This window comes from Flavobacterium sp. LC2016-12, from assembly GCF_015351595.1.
Taxonomy (GTDB): Bacteria; Bacteroidota; Bacteroidia; order Flavobacteriales; family Flavobacteriaceae; genus Flavobacterium.
This window is the reverse complement of the sequence record NZ_JADKPT010000003.1, coordinates 137691-154248: the sequence shown is the minus strand read 5'-3', so window position 1 is coordinate 154248 and position 16558 is coordinate 137691. Positions and strand designations below refer to the sequence as shown.

At 33.1% G+C, this 16558-nt stretch carries 16 protein-coding genes; 11 read left to right on the top strand and 5 right to left on the bottom strand.

Features of this window, described 5'->3' with window-relative positions; all coding sequences use genetic code 11:
* Positions 1-3: 3 nt before the first annotated feature.
* Entirely contained in the window at positions 4-1140 is a 1137-nt protein-coding gene (locus IRZ99_RS07245; RefSeq protein ID WP_194656628.1) for an ABC transporter substrate-binding protein, read from the bottom strand.
* 54 nt (positions 1141-1194) lie between these two features.
* Positions 1195-1776 carry a phage tail protein gene (locus tag IRZ99_RS07240; RefSeq protein ID WP_194656627.1) on the bottom strand — a complete coding sequence of 194 codons (582 nt, stop codon included), beginning with the start codon at positions 1774-1776 and terminating at the stop codon, positions 1195-1197.
* Between the two features lie 365 nt (positions 1777-2141).
* Between IRZ99_RS07240 and IRZ99_RS07235 the strand changes: the two genes are divergently transcribed.
* The 9 genes from IRZ99_RS07235 (at position 2142) to IRZ99_RS07195 (ending at position 11712) form a co-directional block, all read left to right on the top strand.
* Positions 2142-4286 carry an alpha-N-acetylglucosaminidase gene (locus IRZ99_RS07235; RefSeq protein ID WP_194656626.1) on the top strand — a complete coding sequence of 715 codons (2145 nt, stop codon included), beginning with the start codon at positions 2142-2144 and terminating at the stop codon, positions 4284-4286.
* Between the two features lie 318 nt (positions 4287-4604).
* Entirely contained in the window at positions 4605-5891 is a 1287-nt protein-coding gene (locus IRZ99_RS07230) for a HAMP domain-containing sensor histidine kinase (RefSeq protein WP_194656625.1), read from the top strand.
* Between the two features lie 14 nt (positions 5892-5905).
* Positions 5906-6334 carry a response regulator gene (locus IRZ99_RS07225; RefSeq protein ID WP_194656624.1) on the top strand — a complete coding sequence of 143 codons (429 nt, stop codon included), beginning with the start codon at positions 5906-5908 and terminating at the stop codon, positions 6332-6334.
* Positions 6335-6518: 184 nt separating this feature from the next.
* Positions 6519-7088 carry a Crp/Fnr family transcriptional regulator gene (locus tag IRZ99_RS07220; RefSeq protein WP_194656623.1) on the top strand — a complete coding sequence of 190 codons (570 nt, stop codon included), beginning with the start codon at positions 6519-6521 and terminating at the stop codon, positions 7086-7088.
* Between the two features lie 141 nt (positions 7089-7229).
* On the top strand, positions 7230-8009 hold the full coding sequence (locus IRZ99_RS07215) for a type 1 glutamine amidotransferase domain-containing protein (RefSeq protein ID WP_228519041.1): 780 nt from the start codon (positions 7230-7232) through the stop codon (positions 8007-8009).
* Positions 8010-8115: 106 nt separating this feature from the next.
* Positions 8116-8421 carry a putative quinol monooxygenase gene (locus tag IRZ99_RS07210; protein ID WP_194656622.1) on the top strand — a complete coding sequence of 102 codons (306 nt, stop codon included), beginning with the start codon at positions 8116-8118 and terminating at the stop codon, positions 8419-8421.
* Between the two features lie 109 nt (positions 8422-8530).
* Positions 8531-9925, top strand: a complete 1395-nt coding sequence (locus IRZ99_RS07205; protein ID WP_194656621.1) for an aldehyde dehydrogenase family protein — start codon at positions 8531-8533, stop codon at positions 9923-9925.
* A gap of 465 nt (positions 9926-10390) precedes the next feature.
* The gene (locus IRZ99_RS07200; protein WP_194656620.1) at positions 10391-11140 is read left to right on the top strand and encodes a LuxR C-terminal-related transcriptional regulator; all 750 of its coding nucleotides are present in this window, start codon (positions 10391-10393) and stop codon (positions 11138-11140) included.
* 113 nt (positions 11141-11253) lie between these two features.
* Positions 11254-11712 (top strand): RNA methyltransferase, encoded by a 459-nt coding sequence (locus IRZ99_RS07195; RefSeq protein WP_194656619.1) that lies wholly within the window; start codon positions 11254-11256, stop codon positions 11710-11712.
* A gap of 7 nt (positions 11713-11719) precedes the next feature.
* Here IRZ99_RS07195 and IRZ99_RS07190 read toward each other — a convergent pair whose 3' ends face one another.
* The 3 genes from IRZ99_RS07190 to IRZ99_RS07180 all read right to left on the bottom strand — a co-directional run bounded on the left by IRZ99_RS07190 (position 11720) and on the right by IRZ99_RS07180 (position 14933).
* Positions 11720-12079 carry a hypothetical protein gene (locus IRZ99_RS07190; RefSeq protein WP_194656618.1) on the bottom strand — a complete coding sequence of 120 codons (360 nt, stop codon included), beginning with the start codon at positions 12077-12079 and terminating at the stop codon, positions 11720-11722.
* A 198-nt stretch (positions 12080-12277) separates the two neighbouring features.
* The gene (locus IRZ99_RS07185; RefSeq protein ID WP_194656617.1) at positions 12278-13999 is read right to left on the bottom strand and encodes a M48 family metallopeptidase; all 1722 of its coding nucleotides are present in this window, start codon (positions 13997-13999) and stop codon (positions 12278-12280) included.
* Between the two features lie 67 nt (positions 14000-14066).
* Positions 14067-14933 (bottom strand): class I SAM-dependent methyltransferase, encoded by an 867-nt coding sequence (locus IRZ99_RS07180; RefSeq protein WP_194656616.1) that lies wholly within the window; start codon positions 14931-14933, stop codon positions 14067-14069.
* A 312-nt stretch (positions 14934-15245) separates the two neighbouring features.
* Here IRZ99_RS07180 and IRZ99_RS07175 point away from each other — a divergent pair, with 312 nt between their 5' ends.
* Both IRZ99_RS07175 and IRZ99_RS07170 read left to right on the top strand, forming a co-directional pair.
* Positions 15246-15401 (top strand): hypothetical protein, encoded by a 156-nt coding sequence (locus IRZ99_RS07175; RefSeq protein WP_194656615.1) that lies wholly within the window; start codon positions 15246-15248, stop codon positions 15399-15401.
* Positions 15402-15588: 187 nt separating this feature from the next.
* Positions 15589-16101: a PRC-barrel domain-containing protein gene (locus tag IRZ99_RS07170; protein WP_194656614.1), complete on the top strand. Its 513-nt coding sequence runs from the start codon at positions 15589-15591 to the stop codon at positions 16099-16101.
* Positions 16102-16558 lie beyond the last annotated feature (457 nt).

Here is a 16558-nt window from a genome sequence, read left to right as displayed (position 1 = left end):
AGTTTAATGACATAAATAGGCATTGTGCCAACCGCCTACTATTTCAGGCTTTTTGGCCGAAGCAAAAACTTTAATAAAATGTCCGTCATTTACAAATGTTTCAATTTTATTAAAGCATATATCGTTAGAAGAATCAATATTTAGTTCATACATATAATGATTAAATAATGTTCTGTTTGTGTCTTTATCAAATTCAATATTCCCTCTGGGTCCTGCAATTTTCAATTTACCAATTTGGTCAATTAAAGAACTTATGCTGAGATTATTTTCTGTTTTAAGTAGAAGGTTCTCTAATATAAGTCCGTTTTCAAAGCCCAAAATAGAAAAGATAGTTGGATCCTCTGAATATCTATTTTTATAGTCGTCCGTAAAGTTGGTGTTATCGCTATCATTTTGCATCCATGAACTTACTACATAAAGATCGTGAGGCTCATTTTTATAGTCCTCGAGAATTTTATCATTAATAAAAAACGGAGTGACATAAAACGGATACTTTTTAGTAATTTTATTTTGGCTCACAAAATCAGCGTTTTCTCCTGCATACAAACCACTGTAGAAAGCAAAGACAGCATCAGGTTCATACGAGTTAATAAACTTTCCCATGCATTCCGATTCATCTTCTCTGGGCACAAAAGGAGTTATGTAATGGCCTGAAAAAATAGGTTTTTCTTTAAAAGCATATTCAATTGCCGCCAGCATATCATAACCTGAATCATAAAATGAAGTTGAGGTTACGACTTTTTGATAGTTTTTTGCAGTTAAATAAGTTCCTAAATGATAACAGGACTCAGTTAATCCAAAAGAATTTATGTAAACCCCCTTATAAGCAGCTGTTTCATAAGGTATTGCTGCCCCGGTATCTGCCGCAAGCAATAGAATATCGTTTTTTGAGGTATAGTTATAAACTTCAGACATATTATAATGCCCAAAAAAGCCTATGATAATAAATACATCTTCTTGAAAATTTAATTTTTGTATTTTATCAATTATCATTTTTTCATCAGCGCCAATACCAATACTTTCCACAAAAAACTTTACATTAAGATTATTAAGTTTTAATCCTCTCATAAAATCTTTGTCTAACGTAGGGTATTGTTGTGATTTTGGAATTAGAATTCCTATTTTAGTAGTGTTTTCCATAAAAAGAGATTAATAAAACAGAGGTTTAATGACCTCTGTTTTATTTTAATTTTATTAATTTCTACTCGGGAAAATTCCAGATACAGCGATACAGTAATTTATACCTAGATAAGGATTTCGTATGCTAAATGGTTGACTGCCTCCGGCAATACCAGTTGTGCCGCCAATTGCCGAAGTTATGCCTCCAACACCATTAGATGTTCCTCCGGGTTCACTATAGATATTTGGAGTATTACCACTGGCTCCAAACGAATTATTGCCACTATCAGGATCATTGGTGATTGTAGTGCCACTTATTGCATTTAGAACTGTAGTAATAGTAGCCTGACCCGGCACAAGAGCATGTGTATGAGCAGGCATGTTGGTTATTAGTAATGAGGTGTTTTCGGTCCCACTCATTTCTCCTGGAACAATGGTACTTAATCCAATTCCTTGTCCTTGTCCTATAAGAGTTCTCCCTCTTAAATCAGGTAAACCAAATGTGCTTTGCCCATCTCCGCCAAAGGTTGTTCCAAGTAGGGAGAAGAGCGCACTGTTTTGTGATATTGACATAAGTTGTCCTAAGCATGGTTGAAATCCTCTTGGTGTGAAGCTAAATCCAAAAGCTAGAATTGTTCCTAAATAAGTCTCGTTCATGGTGTTTTTGTTTAATTGGTTAATGTTAGTGTATATGTCAGTAATTCAATACAATACAAAATTAGGTTATATCAAAATTGTAGGAATAGGTACTTATACCTGTTTTTTCATCGCTTTTTAGTTAAATAGCCTTTAACTCTGTTAAATAACAACTTTACTACTATTTGTTACTTTTAAATAGGGCATTTTGATGGTTGTGTTAAAGATTTTAAATTTCTTTGTCTTACAACATTAAGTAGTTATAACTGAAGGCTTCCCAAAAGAATTAAAATCTTTAATTTTATCGAAAAGATCCTGATGTAAGTATCAGAATATGTCTTTAGATAAGAATTGCATAATAATTTAGAATAAATAGTTTACAATAAATGAAAGTTAAAAAATTAGTACTAGTACTTATCTGCATCGTATTTGGTTTTTCTTTAAAAGCACAATCTTTCAAGACAGTAAAAGAATTAGCAGACAGGCGCATTCCATGGCTTGTCGGTAAATTAAATTTTTCACAGATACCAAAAGAAGAAGGAAAAGATGTATTTGAATTATCTTCAAAAAATGGGCTTATATATATTGCTGCAACTGATGCAAATTCGGCTTCAGCTGCTTTAAATTGGTATTTAAAATATTACTGTTATCGCAATATCTCTCATATGGGAGATAATATGGAACCTCTAAAAAAGATACCGATAGTTGATAAAAAAATTAGAATTGTTTCTCCGTATCGTTTTCGCTATGCCTTAAATTATTGCACGATCAATTATACGATGAGCTTTTATACCTGGAAAGACTGGGAACGCGAATTGGACTGGATGGCCTTAAATGGTGTGAATTTAATGTTGGCTCCTGTAGGGGTCGAAGCCGTTTGGCAAAATACGATGGCGCGCCTTGGTTTTACTCAAAAAGAAATTTTTGATTTTATTCCGGGCCCGGCATTTAGCGCATGGTGGCTTATGGGCAATATGGAAGGCTGGGGTGGACCGGTTTCTCAAAATATGATTGATCAACAGGCTTTATTAGAAAAAAAGATTTTAAAGCGTATGAAGGAGCTCGACATTCAGCCAGTAATGCAAGGGTTTTATGGAATGGTGCCGACATCATTAAAAAATAAAGAAAAAGTAAACATCATCGATCAGGGAAAGTGGGCAGGCGGTTTTACCAGACCTGATTTTTTACTACCTACAGATCCTTACTTTGAGAAAATCTCCGGTATTTATTACTCAGAAATGAAAAAATTATACGGCAGTGATCTTCATTTTTTTGGAGGTGATCCTTTTCATGAAGGAGGAAATTCAAAAGGCGCTGATCTTACAGTTTGCGCTAGGGAAATTCAAAAACAAATGCAGCTTTCTTTTCCTTCCAGTACATGGATACTTCAGGGATGGCAGGAGAATCCCTCAACGAAGTTACTAGCCGGCTTAGATAAATCAAAAACTTTAATTATTGAATTGTTTGGTGAAAATACTGCGAATTGGGAAACGCGTAAAGCTTATGATGGAACTCCATTTATTTGGTGTAATGTGAGTAATTTTGGAGACAAAGTAAGTTTATACGGTAAAATGCAACGATTTGCAGATGAGGTATATCGTGCAAAAACAGGTTCTTATAATACTTTTTTAAGCGGTATTGGGATTATTCCTGAGGGAATTCACAATAACTCAGTGGCTATTGATTTTATGTTAGAATTGGGTTGGCATAAAGAGAAAGTCGATACTAAAGAATGGATCAAAAATTATGTTAAATATCGCTACGGAAAAAGTAATGATACAATTCTAGCTGCCTGGCAAGGATTTCTTGAAACCATATATAGTAGTCCCTCAATTAATCAGGAAGGTGGTTCAGAATCCATTTTTTGTGCGAGACCTGGTGTAAATGTACAAAGTATATCTTCATGGGGAACGAGAAAAAGAAACTACGATGTAGCAAAATTCGCTGATGCCGTTAAACTTTTTGTAGCCGCTTCAAAAGAATTTGAGGAAAGCGAAACTTACCAGGTCGATAAAATTGATTTAGTAAGACAGGTTAATGCAAATAAGGGCGACATAATCTATCAAAACATGATTGATGCTATTAATAAGAAAGATGCTGTTGCTTTTGAAACCGCTTCAAAACAGTTTCAAAAGATGATTGTTCAGCAGAATGATTTATTAAATTGTAACCCGCACTTTTCACTCCATACCTGGCTAAAACAAGCAACTGATTTTGGAACTACACCACAAGATAAAGAGTTGGCATTGCGCAATGCAAAAGAACAAATTACGATTTGGGGCCCCTATGATCCTACTACAAATCTGCACGATTATGCTTTTAAAGAATGGGGTGGGATTTTAGGATCTTTGTATTTGGACCGATGGAAGCTGTTTGAAAAAGAACAATTAGGACATCTCAAAAGTCAAACAATAACTCCCTCTAATTACTTCGAAATGGAAAGAAAATGGACAACAGAAAAAGATTTGTTTGTGCCTCACGTATTGACAAACGAAGAACAAAACTCTTTGATTAATGCTATCTTAAACTAGAAGTTGTATTTTTTTTGTTTAATGTATTCACTGACCATAAAAGATAACAATAGGTAATTTTTTTTATGTTATTTTTTTTTAAACTTATGTAATGTAAAATAAACAAGGGATTCCTGTTTTTAATTTTATGATAATTTTTTAAGAATACAATAACCTTATTGCTGAAAGAGGAGGTGTTTATTAAACACTTCTTAATATTTTTAGAACTGTTGTTTAATTCAGGAAAAATTACGAATAATTGTGTGATATATTCAATTATAGTTTGTTGTTGTCATTTTTTTATATAATTTGGTAAGATCCCAAATTGCAATAATTAAAATGAAACAAGACATTAAAGACCTGGAAGAATCCCTGCATATTCAGGATTTTCTTTTTATAATAAAGCAAAAATCAGATCACTTAATTAATTATTTTCTTTTCAGTTTCTTTGTCGTCGGATTGCTTCTTGCATTCTATTATGACACCTGGCAAATTGCAGTAGGAGTGGGAGGACTATTACTTATAGCTTATTATTCCACAAAAATAGCATTGCCTAAATCAAATTTATATCAATATGTTCTCAGTGTTGTACTGGGGATTTATATGGCGCAGTTTATTTACCAAATGCATGGAATGTTTGAAATGCATTTTATGGCATTTATTGCCAGTGCAATACTTATTACGTATCAGAACTGGAAACTCCAGATACCACTGATGTTGGTTGTAGCAATTCATCATGGATTATTTGGTTATTTTCAGTACAGAGGTGTTGACGAAGTTTATTTCTCTCAGTTAGATTATATGCCCTTGCAGACTTTTGTCATTCATATGATATTGGCTGGTGTTATATTTTCAATTTGTGGTTTATGGGCCTATCAGTTTAAAAAATATAGTGAAGCACACATAGACTTAATTTTTAATAAAGGGGAAATAGAAAATCAGGCATTAAAAACAGCCAACTATGAACTTGATCGTTTTGTTTATAGTACTTCTCATGATTTGCGCGCTCCACTGAATTCGATGCTTGGTTTGATTGAAATAGCCAAAGATGATACTGCTGAAGAGATAACACGGGAGCATCTTAAAATGTTGAACAGAAGCGCCAAAAAACTGGATGGTTTTATTTGTGACATACTTGATTACTCGCGAAATTCCCGCATGGAAGTGAATATGGAGCAAATTAATTTCACAAAACTTCTTAGTGATATTACCGAAAATTTAAAGTTTATAGGAGATAATAACAGACCGATTGAATTTATCATTGAAATCTCAGGTGAAACTTCTATTTACTCGGATAAAAATCGACTAATTACCATTTTAGGAAATCTTATTTCAAACGCGATTCGTTACCAAAATACGAAGGTTTCAAATCCTTTTGTTCGTATTAAAATAGAAACATCTCAAACTGAAACAAGAATTACTATTGAAGACAATGGGATCGGTGTTTCTGAAGAAGTACATTCAAAAATATTTGACATGTTTTACCGCGTATCTCACGAATCAGTGGGTTCAGGACTAGGATTGTACATTGTTAAAGAAGCAGTAAATAAACTCAATGGAGAAATAAAAGTTCAATCGCAGACAGGCGTCGGAACGACTTTCTTAATTAAATTACCAAATAAATAACCAATCATTTTTAAATGAATCAAGAAACTACTCAATCATCTTTCAAAAAAATTCTGGTAATAGACGACAATCCAACAGACCGTTATATTGCAAAACGAATGGCTGAAAAATACCATTTTGCAGAAGAAATCATTTTACAGGAATCTGCTCTTGAAGCTCTCGTTTATATTAGATCACTAGAAGCTACTCCTGATTTGCTTCCGCAGTTGATTTTCTTAGATATCAATATGCCTGGCATGAACGGTTATGAATTTCTGGAAGAATATGCTAATCTCTCAGAAACAATAAAAAGTAACTGCATTATTCTAATGATCACAACATCATTACATCCTGATGATTTTAAACGGGCAGAAAATGATCCTGCCATATTTCGTTTTTTAAATAAACCGCTTGATCAGGAAAAATTCAGACTTATTGAGTATGAGTTTTCTTTAAAAAAATAATAGTGTAAGATAATTTTCAAACCTCCAAAAATATTTGCTTTTTGGAGGTTTTTTTGATTTGGGATATTTGAACTGGTTCCTCTTAAATAGTATTGATAAATTTGGAAGAACAACTATTTTAAAGATTCTGGATATTATTAAACAGCAATAAATCTTTTATCTTTGATTTTGTAAAAATATATTTATGGAAAAGCTTAGAAAGCATATTGAAGAAATTATCCCAATAACCGATGAAGAGTTTGAGTCTATAAAACCGTTTTTTACAATTAGAAGAGTATTGAAGAATCAATATCTTATTCAGCAAGGCGACGATGCTAGATATGAATATATTATTATGAGCGGTATTTTCAGGGTTTTTTATCTGGATGAAGATGGAAAAGAACATATTGTACAATTTGCTACTGAAAATTGGTGGATGTCTGATTATATTGCCTATTTCAATCAAAAACAGGCAAACCTGTATGTGGTATGTATGGAACCTGGTGAAGTTTTGTGCTTAACACTTGAAGGCAGGGAAGAACTTTCTGCTGTGCTCCATAAAATGGAGCATTTTTTTAGAATAAAACTTACTAAAGGTTTCATAGCCCTTCAGCAAAGAATAATATCCTTACTTTCCAGTAATCCGCAACAGCGATACAAAGAATTTGCAGATCTTTATCCGAGCTTAATGCAAAAGATTCCTAAAAAATATATCGCAGAATATCTCGGAGTCAGCCGCGAAACCCTCAGTAGGCTTTACTCCAGTAACAAATAACATAGCTATTACTTCTAAAAGTGTGATTTTCGTCACACTTTTTTTGTGACTTTTCTCCTCGTTTTGAGGAGGAGAGCTGGTATAAATTTGCCCTATAAATAATTCATTAACCAACAAAAATTTATAAAAATGAAAAGACTTATGATTTTAACCCTAGCAATTGTTTTTGCTTCTAATGCACAAACTAAGAAAGAAAACACAACAGTAAAACAACAAACAAATCTTAAAAATGAATCCACAATGAAAAAGAAAATTTTAATTATTGTATCTAATGCCAATGCAATTGGACCAAATAACAGAAGAACAGGAACTTTTCTTCCTGAAGTAGCGCACCCTTATGCCGAATTTGAACGAGCAAATTATCAAATAGACTTTGCCAGTTTAACTGGGGACACTCCTTATTTAGATGCTCTAAATTTGGCAAATGATTCTGATAACCTTGCTTTTCTAACAGGAAAGGGCTGGGAAGCTATGCAAAAAGCAGTTAAACTATCCAATGTTGAGGTTAGTCAATACGATGCCGTTTTTGTTCCGGGCGGATTAGCTCCAATGGTTGATATGCCGGAAAACGAACTGCTAAAAAAAGTAATTAAAGAAACCTACGAACGTAATGCTGTTGTAGGGGCTGTCTGTCACGGTCCGGTATCTTTATTAAATGTAAAATTAAGCAATGGAACTTATCTTGTAAATGGGAAAAACATAACATCATTTACAGATGAAGAGGAAAGAGGTTACGCTATTGCGGATGTTCCATTCTTACTAGAAACTGCACTAACAAAACAAGGAGCAAAGTTTCATGCAGCTGCGGTATGGTCAGCGCACAGCATTGCTGATGGTAATTTGGTTACGGGACAAAATCCTGCTTCTGCAAAAGGAGTAGCCGAAAAAATGATTGTTATTTTAGAATCTTCTAAAAAGTAATGATGCAATTGTGTTGACCTTCTAAAAAAAAGAAGGTCAATATAATTTTATTACTGCATAATTCTCCTTAATAATTGAAAATTTAAAAATTTAAAAATAAATCAAAATGGAAAATCAAAATCCAATTCATGTTTTTGCTACATGGAAAGTAAAAGAAGGTCAGATTGAAAATGTTTTACAGTTGCTAAAAACTGTACATCAGGAAAGTATTAAAGAAGAAGGTAACTTGTTTTATAAAATTCATCAAAGTAATTCAGATTTGAATACAATAATTTTATTTGAAGGATATAGTAATGAAGCGGCTGTTGCAGAACATAGAAATTCTTCCTATTTTCAAGATTTGGTCTTGGGAAAAATTGTTCCATTATTGGATAACCGGGAAATTGTTTTAGCCACTCCTCTAGAATATTAACTTCAAATTGTGGTTTTAGCCATGGTAATCAGTGATAATTTGATTAAATTTAAAGTACATATCATGAAATTGCTTCAAATAGTAAATTTCATGTCCTAAAAAAATAATTATGGAAAACACCACAAAAATAATATTCCCATACGATCAAAGTTTTGTAAAAGAGTTACCGTTGATCACTAAAAATGATATTGATATTATACTGGAAACCGCTCAGAACTTATTTGATGATCAATCTAATTGGATTCCGGCTTTTAAAAGAATTGAGATATTAGAAAAGGCCGCTTCAATAATGAATGACAGAAGTGAAGAGTTGATACATTTGGCTATCAGCGAAGGAGGAAAGCCTTATAAGGATTCAAAAGCAGAAATACTTAGAGCCATCAAAGGAGTAAAATTAGCAGCTGAACATGTATCACAAATAAAAGGAGAACAGATTCCGATGGGACTTACTGAAGCTTCTTTAAACAGAATTGCTTTTACTTCGAAAGAACCTATTGGAGTTGTGGTTGCCGTGAGTGCATTTAATCACCCACTAAATTTAGCAGTTCATCAAATTGCTACTGCTGTTGCGGCAGGTTGTCCTGTTGTTTTTAAACCATCAAGTAATACGCCATTATCAGGTATAGCATTGGCGGCTATTTTAAAAGAAGCCGGTTTGCCAGATGGGTGGCTGCAAGTAGTTTTGTGCGACAATGAAACGGCAGAACTACTGGTTACAGATTCGAGAGTTCATTTTTTCTCTTTTATTGGTTCAGCAAAGGTTGGCTGGTATTTAAAAAGTAAACTGTCTCCAGGAACGAGATGTGCATTAGAACACGGCGGAGCAGCACCCGTAATTGTAGAGCGTGATGCCGATTTTAGCGAAATGATTCCAGATTTGGTAAAAGGAGGATTTTATCACGCAGGACAGGTATGTGTTTCAGTTCAGAAAATTTATGTGAATCAGGAAATTTGTGACCGTTTTCTTGAACAGTTTTCTGAAGCAACCAGTAAATTAATTGTTGGAAATCCATTTGATAAAGAAACAGATGTAGGTTCGCTTATTACAACAAAGGAAGTTAACCGTGTTGAAGAATGGGTTAACGAAGCTATTGAGGAAGGTGCTAAAGTGATTGCTGGAGGAAAAAGAATTTCGGATACTTGTTTTCAGCCGACAATTTTGTTTAATCCTTCAGAAGATTCTAAAGTATCAACTAACGAAATTTTCGGTCCTGTTGTTTGTGTTTATCCATTTACAGATAGGGAAGAAGCAATAAAAAAAGCAAACGCATTAGATGTGCATTTTCAGGCCGCTGTTTTCACAAAGAATATTGATAGTGCTCTGGACACTGCCAAAAAACTAAATGCAACTGCTGTCATGATTAATGATAATACCGCCTTTAGAGTAGACTGGATGCCGTTTGGCGGTAGAGATTCTTCAGGTTTGGGAATTGGTGGTATTTCGTACACTATAAATGAAATGACAAGAGAAAAATTAACTGTTTTTAAAAGTAAATCATTGTAAAGCACTTAACGTGCAAGGTGTGGTGTGTTTTTATTTCATAAAAAAAGCAAAAAAGCATTTCGATTGGAATGCTTTTTTGCTTTTTTATAGTAAGATGATGCGTTTAATATACTCCTTTTGGTGTATTTCAAATGGTTTGTATATGAAGTAAGTTTGTTGTGTACAATAGGTATTAAAAAATGGCAGTGTATCAGAGGTTTTGGATAATTTATAAAGGCATTTTAGAAATTTAATACTACACGAAAATGATGATCAGAATTATACTTTATTTGTTTTTAGCTTTAATGCTTGCTGTCAGTATAAGAGAATTCTATAAGAGCAGGGATTAAACAGTTTGATGTAACCGAAACAACAAACGATGTTAGAAGTAATGCTTCTAATCACTTACTATTCAATTAATTTGATTTAAACGTTTTTTTATGTTAATTTGCTTTAACAAACGTTTAATAAAATTACTTGTTTATTATGCTGCCGGAAATACAAAATCTTCATAATGTTTGGGAGTCAAATAGGACTGTCAAAACAACTTCTCATCAAATCTCTTTTGATGAGCTTACGAATTCGATTATTAGCACAGGCCCATTTTCTTTTTATATAATAGATTTTTTTGATATGTCGCTTTCACATATCAGCCAATCTCTCTACGAAATGCATGGATTTAGCCCCGAAACCTTAACTTTTAATGATGTTTTGGGCGCAATTCATCCGGAGGATATTGAGTTTGTAGTAAAAGCAGAAGCCTTTTTGACAAATTTTTTTTATGAAAATATTGGGCGCGAAAAACTATTAAGCTACAAAATAAGTTACAGTCACAGATGCCGAATAGAAAATGGTGATTATGTATTGTTTAATCATCAGGCGCTAATGCTGACAATGGATGATAACGGTGGATACGGTAAATCATTAAATATTCATACACGCATAGACCATTTAAGCTCTTTTAATACCTATAAAATTTCACTTATTGGACTTAATGGCGAACCATCTTTTATGAATTTGAGCCTTGATTTAGATGTTAAAGGATTTGAATTTTCTAAAAGAGAAGTTGATATTATTAAAGAGATAGGGAATGGCTTAAACAATACTGAAATAGCCGAGAAACTTTTCATCAGTCCATTGACAGTAAAAACACATCGCAATAATATACTTGCTAAATCTGGTTCTAAAAATACTGCTGAACTGATAAAGAATTGTATTATTCAGGGAATAATTTAATCAGCTGTAGAAAACGAATATTTAGTATTAAAAGGAATAACAAATAGTGGGTTTCCTTTTTTCGGATCAATAAAAAATTGATTTATCTGCTTACAGTTTGTACTTTTGCATTTATGAATGATAATTTTATAAATGAATATTTTGGGATCGGGATACAAAATGGTAAAACACCTGAAAATTTGGGTGTTTTGTGGCGATCGGCTCAAAATTTAGGTGCTACTTTTATATTTACCATTGGTAATCGATATGCAAAACAAGCCTCGGATACTCATGATGCAGTAAAAGCGATTCCCTATTTTCATTATGATACTTTTGAAGCTTTTTTCGAAAACTTACCTAAAGGCGCACGCTTGGTTGGTGTTGAATTAGATGATAAAGCTTCAGATTTAGAAACCTTTGAACATCCAAGACGTTGTGTTTATTTATTGGGAGCAGAAGATCATGGTTTATCCAAAAAAGTAATGGATAAATGCCATCATCTGGTAAAGTTTAAATCAGTAAAAAGCTTAAACGTGGCAATAGCAGGAACTATTATTATGTACGACAGAAACTTACCGAAGCCTCGTTCTTAAAAAATATTTAGTTTAGCCTCTCAATACTTTCCATTCTTAAACAATATTCCGTTCCTAAATAGAGAGGATTTCCGTGTTTTTCAGACCAGAATCCATCCAATACATCTTTAGTTACGCATCGGTAAACAGCAACTCCTTTAAAAGTTTTATTGTTTTCTCCTTTGTAGTTAAAATTAATGACCAGAATATTGTCTTTAAAGAAACCGTAACCTTTTTGTTCTTGTGTGTTATTAATAACCCAATGCGCAATAATTCGGTTGTTTTTATCTAACGATAAAGTCAAAATACCTTTATATGTTAGTTCCTGGCTTTCATCCTGATTGCTTCCGGAAATAGAATAAGTGCCAATTAAATCTTGTATAGTCATTTATTTGATGATGCAGAATTAGGGAACTAATTAAGATGAAACAGAAACAAGTTAACTTTATTCTTTTTTAGTAGAAATTAGGATCTAGTTAAGTTGTAATAAAATCTTTTTTAAGAACACATTAATCTATTAGTTGGAACAAATTTATAAAAATATATTTGACAGAAGGTATGTACGGCATTTTGAACTAATTTAGTTTTACAATATTCTTGAAGAAGTAATTTCAATATCCGCATATTTCCAGGCATTATTAAAGCGAATTTTTGCTTCGTTAGACTTATTTTTGTCATCAAGTTTTTCAAAAGCAATAGCCAGCCCTTTTAAAGCCCAGCCGTTATTTGGGAAGTTTTTTAAATCATCTTCATATATTTTTACAGCATCTTTATATTTTCCTGCACTAATCAAAACAGCACCTAAATGATGACGAACAGAAAAAAACCAATCTGGCGGTTCATTATAATTTAGTGCATCTTCTTTTCTTACAGCTTCTTTTAAAAGAAGAATTGCCTGATTGTATTTCTTTTCTCTGGCGTAAATTTCTCCTTCCAAAGTTTTCGAGGCAATTTCGCATAAGTCAAATACACTGTTGATACCCCAAATTGTTAAATCTTTTATTTTAGGATCGTTCATTATTTTTTTCATAGAGGCAAGGTGTTTTTTTGCTTCGATTGTTTGACTTTTAGATAGCATTGCCATTCCTTGCGCATAATGCCAAATTACCAATGGGTATTTTAATTCTTTTTCAGGCGGCGGAGCACTTAGGATCTCTTGCCATAAACCAAGTTTTACCTGAACATACCAGGGTATAGCGTAATAATGTTGTAAAGTGGACCATGCAGGGTCAAGAAGTAGTTTTTTATGGGCATGATTAGCCGTTGCAAACGCCCCTTTTATAGCAAGTTTACTTTCTCCGCTTAGTGTGGCGCAGGCCGAAAGAAAATGATAGTTGTGAGGATAATAGGCAAGGGGATATGCTCCCTGGGCATGACATGCATCAATATACAAGCTGTCAATTTCAACGGCCTTTTGATTAGCAGTGACACCATCATGGTAACGCCCTGTTCTTATATAAATGTGAGACGGCATATGTACCAAATGTCCGGAGCCCGGAACTAAATTGTAAAGCAAGTCGGCACTGCTTTCTGCATTTTCAGGATGTTGAGACATTTCTTCAGCATGTATATAAAGATGGTTTGCGCCAGCATGTTTTGGTTCTATCACCATACATTCTTTAAGTACTCTTATTATTTCTGGTGTCCAGGGCTGCGGTTTTCCGTCTTTATTCCATAAATCCCAAGGATGTTGATCCATTATGGATTCTGCAAAAAGGGCGCCTATCATGACATCTTTAGGATATTTTTTATATACTTTTCGCATTGCGGCAGCATAAGATGAATCGAGTACTGATCGTACAATTGTCGTATCTTTAGAATACCGTTGTATTAAAGCATTAATCAAATCTTTTTCTTTTTCAGTACAAGATCCTGAATATGCCTTTGCTTTTTTTACAGCGTCGAAAGCCCGTGTAAAATTATCTTTTTCCATGCCGGCATTATAATTTGGACCAAGTACATAGGCATAACCCCACCATCCCATTGCGCACTGAGGTTCCTGTAGTGTAATTTCAAAAAATGAACGCGCCGCTTCGGCATGATTAAACCCGAAGGAAAGCATTAATCCTTGATTGAAATATTTTTGGACTTCTGTGTTTTTTGTAGATATTAGAAAATTAAATCCATCCAGGCCTCTAAATAAAGGTGCTTTTTTACCTGATGAATACCAACTTTTGTCTGAAACCTCGGGTATACTGCAGTTGTAGTTAGTACTTACGCTACTTGTTTTAATAGTTTTATTTTTTGCATCCCGATTGCAGGAACAGTAAATTAAAATTGAGCAAAATAAATAGAAAATGTTTCGCATAATTTCATTTTTTAAGTTCTTGAATTTATAAAACACTGCTGGAGTCAATAATTCATTTTTTCTATTTTCATTTTTTTTCTCCCATTGCCACAATCATCTCGCAAGGGCCGACAAAACGGTTATCTGATTCAAAACTTTTAAGTTCTTTTTCGATTTCAAGCCATACAGATTCTTTCTCCGGATCTGGTAAACTGCTTAACATTTGATGCAAGGCACCAAAAGATTCTTTTTCAAACTGAACACATTCTGCAGCCGAAGATAAATATAGGGGTGAATCTACAAGCTCAGATTTTACATTAATAAATCCGGCATCAGTAAAAGCTTTCTCTATAACACCTTCAGAACCTAAACTAAAAGGACCTGGTTGACCTAAGAGTGGTGGAGGTAATTTCGCGCGGTTTCGAATAATGGAAACAGGGATTGAGAAAAATTTATTTTTTTCTGGTGTCGAATAAACAATTACTGCTACTTTTCCACCTGGTTTTAATACTCTTAAAATTTCTTTTAATGCTCTTTGCTGATTGGGAAAATAAATCAAACCAACCCTTGAAATGACAGCGTCAAATGATGCATCATCCAGTTCCAGATTCTCACCATCCATTACCTTTGTTTCAACATTATGTAAGCCATTCTCACTAAACATTTTTTTTGCATATTCAAGAATATTTGGAGAAATATCCGTTGCTAAAACATAACCAGATGTTCCAACTTTCTTTGCGGTAGTAATGGTTTGTTCCCCAGCTCCGGCAGCGATATCCAGCACGTGATTACCTTTAGTAATGTCAGCAAGTTCCAGCATCCTGTCAGTTGAAGGTCCAAGCCATTGATGAAGCGTATCACTCCAACGGTACCATGCATTGGCGGCTTCTTGCCATTGTTCTCTCGTTGTGGTTTTATACTTGATAGGGTCAAATTGCATGTTATTCGTTTCCATAATATCAGTATTTTACATTAAAGTTACGTTAAATTGATTATTGTTGATTTAAAATAAAGATGAAAACGTTTGAATTATTAAAAATTAGATTGATCCTATCTAATTCTGTAAGACTTGTTGTGTAAAAAATAAGATGTTATTATCCTTTTATCTTTCATTGGTTTTAAATCTGAACTTTTAGATATTAATTCAAAACATTTAATCTGCTGGGAATTGTGTAACATCCTGTTGAAATTAAATACTTCTTAATCTGGTGTCCTTTGTATCTTTAATATTGAATTAAAACTATTTTACAATCATAAAAAATAAGTTATGGCAGAAATTAAAATTGAGAAAAAGAAACCAATATGGCCTTGGATTGCTGTATTGTTAATAATCGCGGGACTTATATATTACGTCTATTTTACAGATCATGAAGCGCACGGTGAAAGTAGCATAGAAGTCGAAAATACTACAAGTGCACAGTAAGACATAATAACCGAGGATCCAATAGGACTAATATTTTTTTCGCGCACTAAGAAATTTGAAAATATGCTTGATACAGTGTAGATTATGCAATTAAAAATTTATTTGTGGAAATGCTGAATGATATGGATTAGTTTCCTGCAGTTATACCCAGCAGAAAAAAACAGTATATAATATTATTTAAAAAATTATGGAAAATAAAGACAAAAACTTATACAGACTGGACGAACTATCCAATTATAAAGTAGCTTCAGATTATTCTGATGTAAGAGGATGGAAGATAGTAGACGCAGAAAACCATACAATTGGTAAAATTGATAATCTTTGGGTGAATAAAGATATGCAGCGCGTAGTTTATCTGGACGTAAAACTAGATAAAGGATTATTAGAGGACAATCGTAATGAAGTGCGTGATGTTATAGCGAATGACAATGGGAGAGAGTTTATCTATAGAGAAGGAGACAGCCATATTATCATACCAATTGGATCTGTAAATATAAACAAAGATACCAAAATTGTTATGGCTAATAGTATAGGATATGATACCTTTCGAAGCACAAGCAGATACAACAGAGAAAATAATTTTGACAGAAATTATGAGCGAAGTGTAATGAAATCATACTATCCTGAAAATGATTCTAGTCTTAATTATGATAGTGAGGATGACAGTTTTTACAAACGCAGAGAATTTGACAATCACTAATTCTACTAGTTGGAGGTGTCATATAAGATAAAGATCAATCTGGTAAATTGATTCCAAAAAAAGATCAGACATTAATTTATGTTTGATCTTTTTTGTATAAATATAATACGCGTTATGGAATAAATAAATTTATATAAAATACTAGGTTAGGAAAGCCCAATATGTTTTGTATGGTTAATTTCCGATGCAGAAAACTAAAAAAGAATATTTTAAATTTTTAAATTGAAAATTTCGAAAAAACCGCCTTAAGTTTTTGTAGCAAAATTAGAGACATTTTTTATGTTTGTTAAATACGCCATAAGTGAAAATCGGGTAATATAAATGAAAAAGAAAATAAAACCTCAATCTTATAATTGTTGAAATACAAGCGTTTTTATAAAAAAAATCGATATAAAAATTCTTACGAATATTATTTTTTCTAATATTTAGTCTGCGGAAAAATATTGCGGAAAAATAG